The sequence below is a fragment of the Pantoea sp. SM3 genome (assembly GCF_000963995.1).
Lineage (GTDB): Bacteria > Pseudomonadota > Gammaproteobacteria > Enterobacterales > Enterobacteriaceae > Pantoea > Pantoea rwandensis_B.
This window is the reverse complement of sequence record NZ_JZRD01000031.1, coordinates 16806-31664: the sequence shown is the minus strand read 5'-3', so window position 1 is coordinate 31664 and position 14859 is coordinate 16806. Positions and strand designations below refer to the sequence as shown.

16 protein-coding genes are annotated in these 14859 nt (G+C 54.9%); 8 read left to right on the top strand and 8 right to left on the bottom strand.

What is annotated here, in order from left to right; translation table 11 throughout:
- Window positions 1–9 precede the first annotated feature (9 nt).
- The 5 genes from tagF to VI01_RS17165 all read left to right on the top strand — a co-directional run bounded on the left by tagF (window position 10) and on the right by VI01_RS17165 (window position 5079).
- Window positions 10–708 (top strand): type VI secretion system-associated protein TagF, encoded by a 699-nt coding sequence (gene tagF / locus VI01_RS17185; RefSeq protein ID WP_038646459.1) that lies wholly within the window; start codon window positions 10–12, stop codon window positions 706–708.
- 33 nt (window positions 709–741) lie between these two features.
- Window positions 742–1857, top strand: a complete 1116-nt coding sequence (gene tagH / locus VI01_RS17180) for a type VI secretion system-associated FHA domain protein TagH (protein WP_045816029.1) — start codon at window positions 742–744, stop codon at window positions 1855–1857.
- A complete protein-coding gene (locus VI01_RS17175) occupies window positions 1854–2630 on the top strand; it encodes a PP2C family serine/threonine-protein phosphatase (protein ID WP_045816028.1) in 777 nt (258 codons plus the stop codon). The genes tagH and VI01_RS17175 overlap by 4 nt, the downstream gene beginning before the upstream one ends.
- A 14-nt stretch (window positions 2631–2644) precedes the next feature.
- On the top strand, window positions 2645–3595 hold the full coding sequence (locus VI01_RS17170; protein WP_045816027.1) for a hypothetical protein: 951 nt from the start codon (window positions 2645–2647) through the stop codon (window positions 3593–3595).
- A gap of 65 nt (window positions 3596–3660) precedes the next feature.
- Complete coding sequence (locus VI01_RS17165; RefSeq protein ID WP_045816026.1) at window positions 3661–5079, top strand: serine/threonine-protein kinase; 1419 nt, start codon at window positions 3661–3663, stop codon at window positions 5077–5079.
- On the opposite strand, the gene VI01_RS17160 is transcribed toward VI01_RS17165, so the two are convergent.
- Both VI01_RS17160 and chaB read right to left on the bottom strand, forming a co-directional pair.
- Entirely contained in the window at window positions 5080–5748 is a 669-nt protein-coding gene (locus VI01_RS17160; RefSeq protein WP_038646448.1) for a gamma-glutamylcyclotransferase, read from the bottom strand.
- A gap of 239 nt (window positions 5749–5987) precedes the next feature.
- Complete coding sequence (gene chaB / locus VI01_RS17155; protein WP_038646446.1) at window positions 5988–6218, bottom strand: putative cation transport regulator ChaB; 231 nt, start codon at window positions 6216–6218, stop codon at window positions 5988–5990.
- Between the two features lie 367 nt (window positions 6219–6585).
- Here chaB and chaA point away from each other — a divergent pair, with 367 nt between their 5' ends.
- Window positions 6586–7677 (top strand): sodium-potassium/proton antiporter ChaA, encoded by a 1092-nt coding sequence (gene chaA, locus VI01_RS17150; protein ID WP_038646443.1) that lies wholly within the window; start codon window positions 6586–6588, stop codon window positions 7675–7677.
- Window positions 7678–7746: 69 nt separating this feature from the next.
- Here chaA and kdsA read toward each other — a convergent pair whose 3' ends face one another.
- From kdsA to hemA, 6 genes are read right to left on the bottom strand one after another with little or no spacing between them, the layout of a single operon-like run.
- Window positions 7747–8601 (bottom strand): 3-deoxy-8-phosphooctulonate synthase, encoded by an 855-nt coding sequence (kdsA, locus tag VI01_RS17145; RefSeq protein ID WP_038646441.1) that lies wholly within the window; start codon window positions 8599–8601, stop codon window positions 7747–7749.
- A 27-nt stretch (window positions 8602–8628) separates the two neighbouring features.
- On the bottom strand, window positions 8629–9438 hold the full coding sequence (gene sirB1, locus VI01_RS17140; RefSeq protein ID WP_034824266.1) for an invasion regulator SirB1: 810 nt from the start codon (window positions 9436–9438) through the stop codon (window positions 8629–8631).
- Window positions 9435–9833 (bottom strand): SirB2 family protein, encoded by a 399-nt coding sequence (locus VI01_RS17135; RefSeq protein WP_045816024.1) that lies wholly within the window; start codon window positions 9831–9833, stop codon window positions 9435–9437. The genes sirB1 and VI01_RS17135 overlap by 4 nt, the downstream gene beginning before the upstream one ends.
- A gap of 14 nt (window positions 9834–9847) precedes the next feature.
- A complete protein-coding gene (prmC, locus tag VI01_RS17130; RefSeq protein WP_045816023.1) occupies window positions 9848–10678 on the bottom strand; it encodes a peptide chain release factor N(5)-glutamine methyltransferase in 831 nt (276 codons plus the stop codon).
- Window positions 10678–11760 carry a peptide chain release factor 1 gene (prfA, locus tag VI01_RS17125; protein WP_038646438.1) on the bottom strand — a complete coding sequence of 361 codons (1083 nt, stop codon included), beginning with the start codon at window positions 11758–11760 and terminating at the stop codon, window positions 10678–10680. Before prfA ends, prmC begins: the two co-directional genes overlap by 1 nt.
- Window positions 11761–11801: 41 nt before the next feature.
- Entirely contained in the window at window positions 11802–13058 is a 1257-nt protein-coding gene (gene hemA, locus VI01_RS17120; RefSeq protein WP_038646436.1) for a glutamyl-tRNA reductase, read from the bottom strand.
- A gap of 217 nt (window positions 13059–13275) precedes the next feature.
- Here hemA and lolB point away from each other — a divergent pair, with 217 nt between their 5' ends.
- Entirely contained in the window at window positions 13276–13899 is a 624-nt protein-coding gene (gene lolB / locus VI01_RS17115) for a lipoprotein insertase outer membrane protein LolB (protein ID WP_045816022.1), read from the top strand.
- Window positions 13896–14753 carry a 4-(cytidine 5'-diphospho)-2-C-methyl-D-erythritol kinase gene (gene ispE / locus VI01_RS17110; RefSeq protein ID WP_045816021.1) on the top strand — a complete coding sequence of 286 codons (858 nt, stop codon included), beginning with the start codon at window positions 13896–13898 and terminating at the stop codon, window positions 14751–14753. Before lolB ends, ispE begins: the two co-directional genes overlap by 4 nt.
- The last annotated feature ends 106 nt before the right edge of the window (window positions 14754–14859 follow it).

Here is a 14859-nt window from a genome sequence, read left to right as displayed (position 1 = left end):
GAGGTAACCATGGCGACGCACACCGCGCCGGGTTGGTACGGCAAATTGCCGGCCACCGGCGATTTCCTGCGCCAGCGCCTGAGTGAGAATACCGTGACGCCCTGGAGCCATTGGTTTCAACAGGGGCTCATGCACTGGCATCAGCAACCCGATGCCTCCACTCAGCTGTTTCTGCGCGCACCTGTCTGGAATTTTGTTCTGCCGCTGTCGCCGCTGCGTCAGCAGGTGCAGATGGGCTGCCTGATGCCCTCGTGCGATCGCGTAGGGCGCAGTTGGCCGCTGCTGGCCTTGCGAAGTTTTCCGCTCAGCCACTGGCACAGCGCTCAGCTGGCCATGTCGGGCGACTGGTTTCAGGAGCTGGGCACGCTGCTACTGCGCGGCGTGCGTGACCGGCTGAACCCCGATGCGCTGGAGCAGCAGATGCAACGCGTGACGCCGCTGGTGGTCCCGGATAATCAGCGCAGCGATATTATGGATGTGATTGGTTTTGATGATCTGCCCTGTACGCTGAGCTGGCGTGAAGTGGCGGATAAATTTGATCCCCAGCAGCACATTAGCTACTGGTGGAGTAATCGCAGTGACGGTTTTGCCCACGCCACACATAAACACAGTGGGCCGCTCACCGCGCAACTTTTTGCGTTACTGTTTAACCCGGCGGCAGGTGCACAGCCGGGACGCAACGGCCTCTATCCACCCATGTTTGAATGAGCCGCAGCGTTTGCCTTGTTAACAGGATGACTCATGCAATTTACCATTGTGCAGTGCAATACGGATGTGCCAGCAAAGACGGTTGCTTTCAAACCGCCTGGGGGAACCATTGGCCGCAGTCAGGATAACGATCTGGTACTGCCTGACGAATCGCGCGCCATTTCACGCTTGCAGGCGTTGGTGCATATCTCCCCGGAAGGTGAGTGCCGTCTGACCAATCAGGGCAGTGTGACCTCAGTGGTATTGAACGGCGTGGCGCTACAGCGCGGTTCACAAGTGCAATTACAGCATGGTGATGCACTGCAAATCGGCGATTATGGCCTTGAGGTGCGCGATCCTGCCTGCCAGAGCACCCAGCAGGATGACCCGCTCACGTTCTTCGCGGACAGTGCGGCCGATCCACTCGGTATGCAGCAGGCATTCGACGTGGTGCCGGAACCCACTGCGGCGCGTCCGGAGCGCCGTAATGACCCACGCCTGGGTATTGATCCACAAAGTGATGCTCCTTCGGCTCCCGCCACGTTGCCGCATGCGGATCAGGACAAGTTGATGGCCGCGCTGCTGGAAGGCATGGGGTTGAATAATGGCCATCTCACGACGATCACCGAAGAGCAGATGCGCGTGACGGGCCGCATGCTGAGCCTGTTCTCGCAAGGCACTGTTGCCCTCCTCTCTTCCCGTTCGATCCTCAAACGCGGCGTGAAAGCCGATATGACGATGATCCTCAATGAAGCAAACAATCCGTTTAAAATTTTGCCTTCGGGCAAAACGGTATTGATGCAGATTTATCAGAGTCAAATGCCCGGTTTTATGCCGCCAGAAGCGGCGGTGCGCGATGCGCTGGTGGATTTGCAGGCGCATCAACTGGGTATGATCGCTGGCATCCGCGCGATCATCGCGGCGATGCTGCAATCCTTCAATCCGCAACGGCTGGAAGAAGAGGCACGTAAAGATGGCGTGTTGCCTAAGCTACCGTTTAACGGCGGCCGTAAGGCGGCCTTGTGGGATTACTTTTCACGCCACTACCAACGCACTGCCGGTGAAATTGAAGATGACTTCCATACCCTGTTTGGTGAAGCCTTCCTGCACGCGTATGACATGGAAGTGAATCAATATAAAGATTCCCAGACTCGGACCGAAGACGCATGAAAATGATGTTTGCCAGCCGTTGCCAGCAGGGAATGCGCGATGAAAACCAGGATCGCACCGGGGCCGAGCTGGATGAGCACAAAGCCTGCTTTCTGGTTTGCGATGGTGTGGCCGGTTTGCCTGGCGGTGATAAAGCGGCGCAAATCGTGCGGGATACGCTACTGACACAGTTACACAACAGCCCGACGTTCACGCCCGAAAGCACACGCGCAGCGATTGAGCACTGTCAGCAGGTGTTGCTTGAGGCGCAGGGAAAAAATCCGAAATATGCTCGCATGAGCACCACGCTGGCCGCGCTGTTTATTGACCGCGAGACACAGCGCGCATGGTGGGCGCATGCAGGTGACAGCCGGGTTTATCACTTCCGTCATGGGGTGTTGAGTCAGGTGACACGTGACCATAGTCTGGCCCAGCAGCTGCGGGAAGCAGGCTATGAAAATACCGGAATTAACAGTAATTTACTCTATAATGCGCTCGGCGTTGAGCCTGCACGTCCAGCCACCTTTAGTGAAGTGATTTCATTGACGGATGGCGATGCGTTTCTCGTCTGCACCGACGGGTTCTGGCTCAATCTGACCACTCACGAGATGGAACAAGCCCTGCGCATGGTCAATGCCTGCGAAGAGTGGCTGACTTTGATGGAACAAGCCGTTAACCGCAGTGTAAAAAGCGACAATCTCAGCGCTCTGGCCATCTGGATTGGCGAACCGCAGGAAGCGACGCTGCTTTATTCCCAGGCTGATGCGGCACGTTTTCTGCCGACACGTTATTGATCCCAAGGACCCTTATGAAAGTGTGGTTGCCGGGCTTAGCGACCCTGTTGCTGGCTCTAAATGCGCAAGCTGATGATTATCGTGTGGTCTATTCGCCGAGTCTGTCGCTTGAAGTCTACATCGATAATGTGGCCAGCAATTCACCCAACGACTGGTGCAAAGAGACCTTGCCGTTGCGTATTGTTTCCGGCAAAAGCACTGATTCCAGCATTCTGACCAGCTTCCTGCCGCGCGTTGGCACGCTGCTGGCGAATCAATGCGGCACGCTGGATGAAATCCCGTGGCAGATGACCAATAAAGACGGCAGCGTGCTGGCCAACGGCAGCGCAGCAAAATTACAGAACTGGCGACCCATCGTGATTAACGATGCGACCGCCAGTGCCAGTGCCAGCAATGCCGCCCCGCTGGATCTCTCACGCCCGGCAGACAGCACCCCATTGCAGCACTTTACCCTACCAGCGGGTTGTCATTTCCGCACCTCCTGGGACGAAAACGGCGACTCGCTATTTATTCCGGATAACCCGCAGCAGCACTGCTCCACGGATGGCTGGCTTGAAGGCCCGAGTGAATTAACGCTGATGAGTGGTGACAAAACCCGCTCGCTGGCGGTGAATTTCTATCAGGGCTACCCCATTGCCAACCTCAAGCTCAGCGGCCCGGCACTGGAAGTGGTGGCGGTGAACAAACAGCGCATGATCGTGACGCGTCCGGACGCCGAAGAGAGTTGGTTAGTGCTGCCGTTCGATAGCCAGCAACATGTGTGGCGCTTCACCGGCAATCTGCTGATTAAAATGGATAAGACAGCAGGTCAAGACAGTGACACGGTGAAGAGTCGGGTTGAAACCTTACGCGGCCTTTGGTCGTCGCAGTTTATGCCACAGCAAAAAGTGACTGTGTTACTGATTGACACCCTGCATGCGGATCTTGCCGATCCGGCGATTGGTGCCTGGCGTAACATTAATTAATTAGCGGTCGTCGCCTGACGTCAACAGACTGGCAGGCGCTACAGGACGTGTTCAGAGAGTTCACTATGTCGGCAAACGAAAACCACACACCGAATGCCCTGCCTGCGGGTTACCGGTTTAATGAATTTGAAATCAAGGAAGTGATTGGCGGCGGCGGCTTTGGCATTGTTTACCGTGCCTGGGACCATCAGCTGGAACGCACCATCGCCATCAAAGAGTACATGCCCGTCTCGCTGGCAGTACGTGCCGCGGATCTGTCACTGGAGTTGCGCGGCGAACGTTTCCAGAAACTGTTCAATGCCGGACGTAACAGCTTTATTCAGGAAGCCCGTCTGCTGGCACGCTTCAATCATCCCGGCCTGCTGCACGTGTTGCGCTTCTGGGAAGAGAACGGCACCGCCTACATGGGCACACTCTACTACAGCGGGATGACATTAAAAGAGTGGCAGGTGACCAGCCCGGACAGTATCGATGAGTCCTGGATTCGTCGGCTGTTACCGCCGCTGTTTGGCGCAATTAATACCATCCATACCGCCGGTTATCTGCACCGTGATATTTCGCTGGATAACATCCAAATCCAGGAAAATCAGCTGCCGGTGTTACTCGATTTTGGTTCAGCTCGCAAGGAGATCGGCAATCTCTCTGATGAAACCGAAATCATGCTGAAGCCCGGCTTTGCCCCGATTGAGCAATACAGCGAAGAAGGTGAGGTAGAGCAAGGCCCCTGGACCGATATCTATGCGCTAGGCGCGGTGCTGCACAATCTGATTACCGGCCACGCGCCGCCTGTCAGCGTGGTGCGCTGCATCGAGGATAACTATCAACCCTTGGTTGAACGCAAGCCAGCAGGCTATTCGCTGCCGCTACTGCATGCTATCGACTGTGCGCTGGCAATGAAACCCGGTGACCGTCCGCAGAGTATTGATGCGTTTGCCAGCCTGATCGATTTGCCGGTGAGTGACGTTGAAGCACTGGTCACCACCTTCCCGGTCACCGTAGAAGCCCCAACGCCTGAACCCGTCGCCGTAGTGCCGGTGCCTGAACCGCAGGTGATGGCGGTGAATCATGCCGCGGCGGCGATTGAACCTGTCACGCCACGCAACGTGCGTCGCCTTTCGCCTGGTCTGGTCGCCGCCGCGGCCATTGCCATTCTGGCCGTGGTGGTGGTGGTGTGGAAAACCAATCGCCACAGTGAAACCGCTCCGATAGCCGCGACCCCTTCTGCCTCAGCGCCGGTGGCGAGTCAGAGTGCGGCAGCCAGCGCGCCAGGTATGGCAACCGTCTATCTGCGCTTGCAGGAGGGCGAGAAAGTGCTGCTCAACGGCGAAGCGAAGGAGGTGAAACCCACCAGCAGTGGCTTTGCTTCACTCAATCTGGCGGCGGGAAGTTATCGAATTGAAGTGCAAAATGGCAGCCAGGTAATGAGTCAATCACTGACCATCGACAAACCCGGAACCTGGCTGATTAATCCGGGTAAACCGTAGTTAACGCGCTGCAGATTGCTGCAGCGCCCTCACCTCAGCGGCTAGACGCGTCAACGCGTCTTCCTGCATGCCGCGTTTACCCAACTCCTGTTCGAGGGAGTAGAGATACTGAGCATTGGTGCCCAATGGTCCGCTGGCCTGGGCAATCAACGGTGCGATGGTGCTGCGACAGGAATCTGCTTCATACAGCGGGTGACGCGGATCCATGATAAATACCAACGCCGTCACTTTGCGAGCATCGTCCAGTTCCAGTTCGCACCAGGTGGGCAGATAACAGCCGGTGATCATCTCGCGCTTCCACAGCAGCTCCAGCTCGTCATGCAGCCGCGCTTCAGGTAAACGAAAAGCCAGACCGCTGGTTGAACCGCCTTCTTTTAGCGCCAGCATTCGACCGGGCGTCGATACCGTGCCCCTGCCGGCGGTCAGACGCAGACAGAAAGCACGATGCCAGCCTTCGAGTCGTCCGGAAGCCACTTCTTCCGCCTCAAAAACCGGGTTCCACATCAGGGAGCCATAGCCAAAAATCCACACCGGGCTCTGGTCAGGGCGACAAGCCAGTGTGGCAGCGAGTGACGCGGCACGCTTTTCACAGCTCCACAGCAGCGCTTCGTCGATATCGCCAAACGATGTTTTACAATCCGCTTTTAAAAGAAATTCCCGGGTTAACAATGCGACCTCCTCTACTGCGCTGACATCCTGTCGGTTCGGCTCCTCAAAGATGATGTCTTACAGGCAACACGCGTTGCGTCGACTTAAGAGAAGACATTAATGCATTTTTAACAAAAGTTTCAAGATTGACCCCGATCACAAAGGGGAAATTCTTTGTAAATAGCATCGGCTGCCTGGCAGATAACTTGAATAGGGGGAATGAAAACAGTGAAGCGGGTCGCTATGACCCGCGAGTGTGGCTAGTGCTTAGGATGCCATTTGTCGTCATCGCCTTTGGCGTACTCATGCTTGACTGCTGCCCAGGCAACTTTGTGCGCAACCTGTTCACGTGATTCATCACCACGGCGGTCTTCTTCATCTTTATACTGATCCCAGGCGCTATTGAACGCCTTTTGATAAATGGTCTGAGCGTGATTTGGCAGGACATGGCGCACGCTGTCAGGCAATTCACGATTGGATGAATACGGCATGATTCCTCCTGATTTATGGATCCTATTAAGTCTGGAAGATAGCGGAAAAATTGCAAACATGTACTTTAGTTACACAAGGTTTTTTTAACCCCCAAAGCGCCAATAAACCGCATTCCAATCAGGTAAAAACAGGCATCATTTTATCAAAAGAGTGACATTACTATTTTTCAACAGCATGAAAATTAGATGTTATTGGTTGATAACACCTAATTTTGACGTGTTAGCATTAAAAACCTGACTAAGTAAAGTCGCGTAAAAAGCCTGAAACACAACTGTTGAAAAGTTACACTGCGCTGCGTCAGAAAAGTCATTATATTTATCAGGCACTGATCGCCTGTTTTGTTCTTTTTGCCGGAGAGGATGGTGAATGGCTACACATGAGAAAACCCGACATACCGAGTACTCACTGATTTTCCCGATTGTCGCGCTGACGGTGCTGAGCTTCTTTGGCGGTCAGACGGCATTATTGCCGGTTATCGGCATCAACCTGTTGGCGCTGGTCGCCATCCTTTGCAGTGCTTTCAGCGTGGTACGTCATGCTGACGTGCTGGCACACCGCCTGGGTGAACCCTATGGCTCGCTGATTTTGAGCCTCTCCGTAGTGATTCTGGAGGTCAGTTTGATCTCCGCCTTGATGGCCACCGGTGATGCCGCACCCGCGCTAATGCGCGACACGCTCTACTCCATCATCATGATTGTGACCGGCGGTCTGGTGGGCTTTGCGCTGCTGCTCGGCGGACGCAAATTCGCCACCCAATATGTCAATCTGGCGGGCGTAAAGCAGTACATGATTGCCATCTTCCCGCTGGCGATTCTGGTGCTGGTGTTTCCGAATGCGCTGCCAGGCGGTAACTTCACCACGGCTCAGGCGCTGATCATTGCCGCGATCTCCGCTGCGATGTACGGCGTGTTCCTGCTGATTCAGACCAAAACACATCAGAGCCTGTTTGTTTATGAGCATGAGGATGACGGTGACGATGGCGACCCGCATCACGGTAAACCTTCCGCGCATAGCTCACTGTGGCACACGGTATGGTTGATCATTCATCTGATCGCCGTGATCAGCGTGACCAAGATGAACGCCAACACGCTGGAGCATCTGCTGACAGAACTCAATGCACCTGAGCAGTTCACCGGTTTCCTGGTGGCGTTGCTGATTCTGTCGCCGGAGGGGTTAGGGGCAATCAAAGCGGTGTTAATGAACCAGGTACAGCGCGCGATGAACCTGTTCTTTGGTTCGGTATTAGCCACCATCTCCCTGACGGTGCCGGCGGTGAGCATCATCGCTACCCTGACCGGTCAGCAGCTGATATTTGGTCTTGAGCCACCACATATGGTGATCATGAGTGCCGCGCTGATTTTGTGCCATATTTCGTTCTCAACCGGGCGTACCAATGTGCTGAACGGCGCCGCGCATCTGGCTCTGTTCGCCGGCTATTTACTGACAATTATGCTGTAGCGTGCGACGCTCAGATTCAAAGCAAAAAAAGGCGCCCATCGGCGCCTTTCTTACATCTGGATAGCCCAATTAGTTGCTGGTATCCAGTTCCGGGAAGCTCTTCACCAGATCATCAATCGCTTTCATCTGCACCAGGAATGGCTCCAGCTTATCCAGCGGCAGCGCGGATGGACCGTCGCATTTCGCGCTGTTCGGCTCTGGGTGCGCTTCAATAAACAGACCGGCGATACCCACCGCCATACCCGCGCGAGCCAGTTCAGCGACCTGCGCACGACGTCCACCTGAAGCCGCACCGAATGGATCGCGCGTCTGCAGTGCGTGGGTCACGTCGAAAATCACCGGGCTGTTGTTGGTGACGTTCTTCATCACGTTGAAGCCCAGCATATCGACAACCAGGTTGTCATAACCGAAGTTGCTGCCACGGTCGCACAGGATCACTTTGTCGTTACCGCCTTCCGCGAATTTGTCGACAATGTTACCCATCTGGCCTGGGCTAACGAACTGCGGTTTCTTAACGTTGATGACTGCACCGGTTTTCGCCATCGCTTCCACCAGATCGGTCTGACGCGCCAGGAACGCAGGCAGCTGAATCACATCAACGACATCCGCCACCGGCTGCGCCTGTGAAGCTTCATGCACATCAGTGATGATTTTCACGCCGAACGCCTGTTTCAGCTCCTGGAAAATCTTCATGCCCTCTTCCAGACCCGGACCACGGTAGGATTTGATGGAAGAGCGGTTAGCTTTGTCAAAAGAGGCTTTGAACACGTAAGGGATACCGAGTTTGTCGGTCACTTTTACATAGTGTTCGCAAATACGCATGGCGAGGTCGCGCGATTCCAGCACGTTCATGCCACCAAAGAGAACAAATGGCAGATCGTTTGCGACCTTGATATCGCCGATATTTACTACTTTCTGAGTCATGCCCTTTCCTTATTGTCGAGATGACGCTTAGTGCAGCGTCACCTGTTTCTGTTCAATTGCGTGAATCTGCACTTTAATCATTTCGCTGACCGGGTCTTCTGGACACTGTTCAACGAAGTAGGTCAAATCGGTCAGTGCGATATGTTCACACTCAAGCTGAGCGTAGATTAACCCCCGATCGCGGATTTCATAAGGGTCATCGGGATCAATTTGCAGCAGTACTTGGCTGACATTGAGCGCCAGTTCCATCTGCTTCTCTTCCATCAGCGCCGCTTTCAACGTATCCAGCATTTTACGCATCACGTTGATGGTTTTGGCTTCATCCAGATCATCATTGTAGAGCTTCGCGGTCGGGCTGATATTGCCCTTCAGCCACACTTCCAGCGTATGTGTATCCAGCGTTTCGCCGTTGAAAGGGTTGATCAACCACATTTCACCGTCCAGCCAGTCTGCACGCAGAATCAACTGAGTGGGGAAAATCACCGGGATCAGCGGCAGCTCCAGCTCGTCGGCGATGTGTAACAGAATCACCCCCAGCGATACGGCGGTGCCCTGTCGGCTCTTCAGCACTTTATCGATCCACAGCGCATCGGACAAATTGTAGACGCCGCTGGCGCCACCAAAGCCCCACTGGCGATAAAACAATTCAAGCAACTTGCCCAGTTGCAAGTCGGCATCCTGTTCGCTGCTGACGTATTCCCGTGCTTCTTCAACTAATGCCGCCAGCTGTTGCTGAACGGATGGGGCAGAAAAATCATTGCGTATGGCGCAGGTTGCGCCAATCACCGCTTCACTCAACGGTGTTTCACTGTAATCAACTAGCTCTGGCGAGGTCATGCTATCCCCAATAACGGCATTTTGGTCATCGCCAGCTTAATCACAAACAGCAGTGCTACGATTGCAATCAGACAAGCGATCCAACGTGTCCCCATCTTGCGTGGGCGACGGCTCAATGCCACGGAACCTAAGGCGATGTAGATAATAACCCCTAACAGCTTCTCCGTCAGCCAGCTTCCTTGTGGTGAGAACGGATAAAAGTGTGTGATCACCACCAGCCACACGCCACTGAGCAGTAAAAAGGTGTCATTAATATGCGGCGCAATGCGTACCCAGCGGCGCTGAAGCATCGCTGAACCGGTGGTTAACCAGTAAAAGCGCAGCAGAAACAAGCTGATCGTCAACGCTACCGTCAGCAGGTGAAAATGTTTAACCAGCGGATACCAGCTTGCCATGGTGCTTCCTCAAATCAAAAAAATTGCCCAAGTGTGACGCGCGGATTGCCGCCATAATCGTTAATGCTGCTGACCTGCTGGTAGCCGTGCTGCGTCATGATCTCGCGCACCGCTTTATCCTGCTGCCAGCCGTGCTCCAGCAACAGCCAGCCGCCAGGCTGCAACCACTGTGGGGCACGGTGAATAATCAAACGTAAATCGGCCAGCCCGGCCTCGTCGGCGACCAGTGCGCTGAGCGGTTCAAAGCGCACATCTCCCTGCTGCAGATGTTCATCGGCGGCGTCGATATAAGGAGGATTACTGACGATGACATCGAAACGCTGAGCGGGAATGTCATTAAACCAGTGGCTAAGCAGGAAACGTGCATTGCTGATATGCAGTCGCTGAGCGTTCTCTTCAGCTAACGTTACAGCAGGTGGGATTCGATCGCAGCCCAGCACCTGGCAGTCAGGACGTTCACTCGCCAGCGCTAACGCGATAGCACCCGTGCCGGTGCCAAGATCGAGTAAGGAGGATGCGGTTGCAGGTATGCGGAGTAGCGCCTGCTCCACCAGCACTTCGGTGTCCGGTCGTGGAATCAAGGTGGCATCATTAACGCGCAGCGGCAGCGACCAAAACTCACGTTCGCCCACCAGATGCGCAATCGGTTCGCCGTTTACCCGACGCGCCAGAAGCGCATCGAGCAGGGCAAGCTGAGAGGCGTCCAGTTCGTGATCGTCAAACGCCACCAGCCAACTGCGTGATTTTCCCGTTACGAACCCCAGCAAAATCTCCGCATCCCGTTTCGGGCTGTCTCCGCCACAGAGCGCGACCACTGCGTGCTTGAGCCAGTGGCGAATCATCATCAATCCTGTCCAGCCAGCGCGGCCAGCTGATCGGCCTGATACTCCTGCACAATCGGCTCAATCAGCGTATCCAGCTTGCCTTCCATGGTTTCATCCAGGCGGTATAGCGTCAGGTTAATACGGTGATCGGTCACTCGTCCCTGCGGGAAGTTGTAAGTGCGGTTGCGGTCGGAACGATCGCCACTGCCTAACAGGTTACGGCGGGTTGAGGCTTCTGCCGCATTACGCTTAGCGGTTTCGGCGGCATGAATACGCGCACCTAACACCGCCAGCGCTTTGGCTTTGTTTTTGTGCTGCGAACGTTCGTCCTGGCACTCCACCACAATACCAGTGGGTAAGTGGGTAATACGAATCGCCGAGTCGGTGGTGTTAACGTGCTGACCACCAGCCCCTGAAGAACGGAAGGTATCGATTTTCAGATCGCCCGCGTTGATTTCTGGCATTTCTGCTTCAGGCAATTCCGGCATCACCGCCACGGTACAGGCAGAGGTATGAATACGGCCCTGTGATTCGGTTTCCGGTACACGCTGAACGCGATGACCGCCGGATTCAAACTTCAGGCGACCATAAGCGCCTTCACCATGAATACGTGCGATTACCTCTTTGTAGCCGCCGTGCTCACCTTCGTTGGCGCTGATGATCTCAACCTGCCAGCGGCGTGCTTCAGCATAACGGCTGTACATACGGAACAGATCGCCCGCGAAAATCGCCGCTTCGTCACCGCCTGTTCCGGCGCGCACTTCAACAAAGCAGGAACGTTCATCGTCAGGATCTTTCGGCAGCAGCAGCACCTGAAGCTGCTGCTCCAGACCTTCACGCTTCTCACGCGAGATTTTTAACTCTTCGTTAGCCATTTCGCGCATTTCAGGATCGTCGAGCATCATTTCAGCCGTTTCGATATCTTCCTGCACCTGCTGCCAGTCGCGGAAGCAACGGGTCACATCGGTCAACTGTGCATATTCGCGTGATAACGCGCGAAAACGTTCCTGATCGCCAATGACGCCGGCATCGCCCAGCAACGCTTCAACTTCTTCGTGGCGTTCCTGGAGGGCTTCCAGCTTGGCAACAATAGAGCTCTTCATGTAATAGAGGGTATCCCAGTGATAGGTCGTGACAGATCAGATTACTCTAAACCGAGGCTGTCACGTAAGATCTGCAGGCGTTCGCTGTCGCCATCGCGCGCGGCCTGCTGCAGTGATTTGGTTGGTGCATGAATAAGACGGTTGGTCAGCTTGTGCGCTAACTCTTGCAAGACTTTCTCGGCATCCGCGCCCTGACGCAGCGCGGCAATCGCACGCTCCTGCAACTCGGCACGCACGTCGTCAGCCTGTGAGCGGTATTCGCGAATGGTGTCGCCCGCGCTTTGCGCACGCAGCCACGCCATAAATTCGCCACTTTCCTGTACAACAATGCTTTCGGCCTGGACGGCAGCGGCTTTGCGTTGTGCCATATTCTGCTCGATGATCGCTTGCAGATCATCGACGCTATACAAATAGGCGTTCGCCAGCTTGCCCACTTCAGGTTCGACATCACGTGGTACGGCGATATCCACCAGCAGCATCGGCTGGTTGCGACGTGCTTTCAACGCGCGCTCCACCATGCCTTTGCCAATAATCGGCAGCGGGCTGGCGGTAGAAGAAATAATGATATCCGCATCGGCGAGGCGCGTTTCAATATCGCCCAACCCAATCACTTCGGCGCCCACTTCATCGGCCAGCAACTGTGCACGCTCGCGCGTGCGGTTGGCGATCATCAACTTCTGCACTTTATGTTCACGCAGATGACGCGCCACTAACTCGATGGTTTCCCCGGCGCCCACCAGCAACACATTTACCGTGCTGAGTGATTCGAAGATTTGACGCGCCAGAGAACAGGCGGCGAAGGCGACAGAGACCGCGCTGGCACCGATTTCAGTTTCGGTGCGAACACGTTTGGCGACGGAGAAGGTTTTCTGGAACATGCGTTCCAGCTCGCTGCTTAGCGCATGGTCACGCGAAGAATCAGCATGGGCCTTTTTCACCTGGCCGAGAATTTGCGGTTCGCCCAATACCAGCGAATCCAGACCGCTGGCCACGCGCATCAGATGGCTGACGGCGGCGTTGTCCTGATGCCAGTAAAGGCTGGCGCGGACATCCTCTTCACGCAGATCGTGATACTCGCACAACCAGCGCACCAACCTCTCCTGCAAATCTGTCTGCTGCTCTACGCTGAGATAGAGTTCAGTACGATTACAGGTTGAGAGCACCACACCACTCTGAACCATCGGCTGAGATAGCAGGCTATTCAGAGCCTGATCCAGCGTGTCTGGCAGAAACGCAACGCGTTCGCGCAGCGCAACAGGTGCGGTTTTGTGGTTGATTCCGAGAGCAAGCAGCGTCATGGTGATTCGGGTTGGGATGTCCCAATATTTGTCAGGGCTTTGTGAGGCGCATTCTACAAGATGCCACAGATCAAGAAAAGCCATACAAAGGCTATGACTGTAATAAGATTAAACTGATCGTGCGCAATTATCCTTACATCGGCATTGACGGCATAGTATTGGATGGTTAGCGTTACCGGTTACGAAGTAAAAACGTGTCTGAGGAGACGACCACGTGATGCATTTGCCCCCGCGCAAGCTGTTGCGCCTTTTGCCCCTTGCCAGCGTATTGCTGGCTGCTTGTAGCATCAACAAACCACAAGGTCCAGGCCCCAGCACCACCTCACCGCAATGGCAGCAGCATCAACAAGCCGTTGAGAAAATCAGCCAATATCAAACGCGTGGCGCCTTTGCTTATCTCTCTGACAAGCAAAAAGTTTATGCGCGCTTTAACTGGCAGCAAACTGCCGCCGATCGCTATCGTCTGTTATTAACTAATCCATTGGGCAGCACCGAGTTGCAACTTGATGCGCAGGGTTCGGTGGTGCAAATCGTCGATAACAAAGGCAAGCGCTATGTGAGCAATGACGCTGAGAAGATGATTTCACAGTTGACCGGCATGGATATCCCACTGGCGAATCTGCGTCAGTGGATGATGGGTCTGCCGGGTGATGCCAAGGATTATCAGCTCAACAGCAGCTATCAGTTGCAGAGTGTGAATTACAGCCGTAATGGCCAGCAGTGGAAAGTGAACATCGCTGATTATGACAGCAAGGTCAATCCACCGCTGCCGGCCAACCTGGAACTGACAGAAGGTGGTCAGCGTATCAAACTGCGCATGGATAGTTGGACCACGCAATGATCACCACCTGGCCTGCTCCGGCAAAACTGAATCTGTTTCTCTACATTACTGGCCGTCGTGCTGACGGCTACCACAATCTGCAAACGCTGTTTCAGTTTCTTGATCACGGCGACACGCTGGAAATCACGCCTGATAGCAGCGGGAACATTACGCTGTTAACGCCTCTGGCGGGCGTTGCCGACGACGAGAACCTGATCGTGCGGGCGGCGCGGATGTTAAAACAGGCAGCGGCCGTTCGCGGTACGCTGCCCGAAAACGCGGGTGCGCAAATTGCGCTGGAGAAACGCCTGCCGATGGGTGGCGGTCTCGGCGGAGGCTCATCTGACGCCGCGACCGTGCTGGTGGCGCTCAACCATTTGTGGAGAACCGGTCTTAACGTGGATGAGTTAGCCACGCTGGGTATCAAGCTCGGTGCCGATGTTCCGGTGTTTGTGCGCGGTCACGCTGCCTTTGCTGAAGGGATTGGCGAAGAGATTCAGCCCGCCGAACCGGAAGAAAAATGGTATCTGGTGGCGCATCCTGGCATCAGCATCGGCACGCCGGATATCTTTCGCGATCCTGACTTGACGCGCAATTCACCGATACGCACATTAGATGAACTGTTACAGCGTCCTTTTCACAATGATTGTGAAGCTGTGGCAAGAAAACGTTTTCGCGAGGTTGATGCGCTGCTTTCCTGGCTGCTAGAATACGCGCCGTCGCGCCTGACCGGGACGGGAGCTTGTGTGTTTGCTGAATTTAACACCGAGTCCGCTGCTCGTCAGGTGCTGGAGCTTGCCCCGAAATGGATTAACGGATTTGTGGCTCGCGGGCTTAATCACTCGCCGTTGCAACGTACCCTTTCCGGGCTCTAAGCGTTTGCGTGACAGTGCCACCCTGTTCCAGGCACTGCACGTGACGCATTAACACACACGTATGAACGACTTCAAAAGTATTCGCCGGTTACTTTTGAAACGTTCA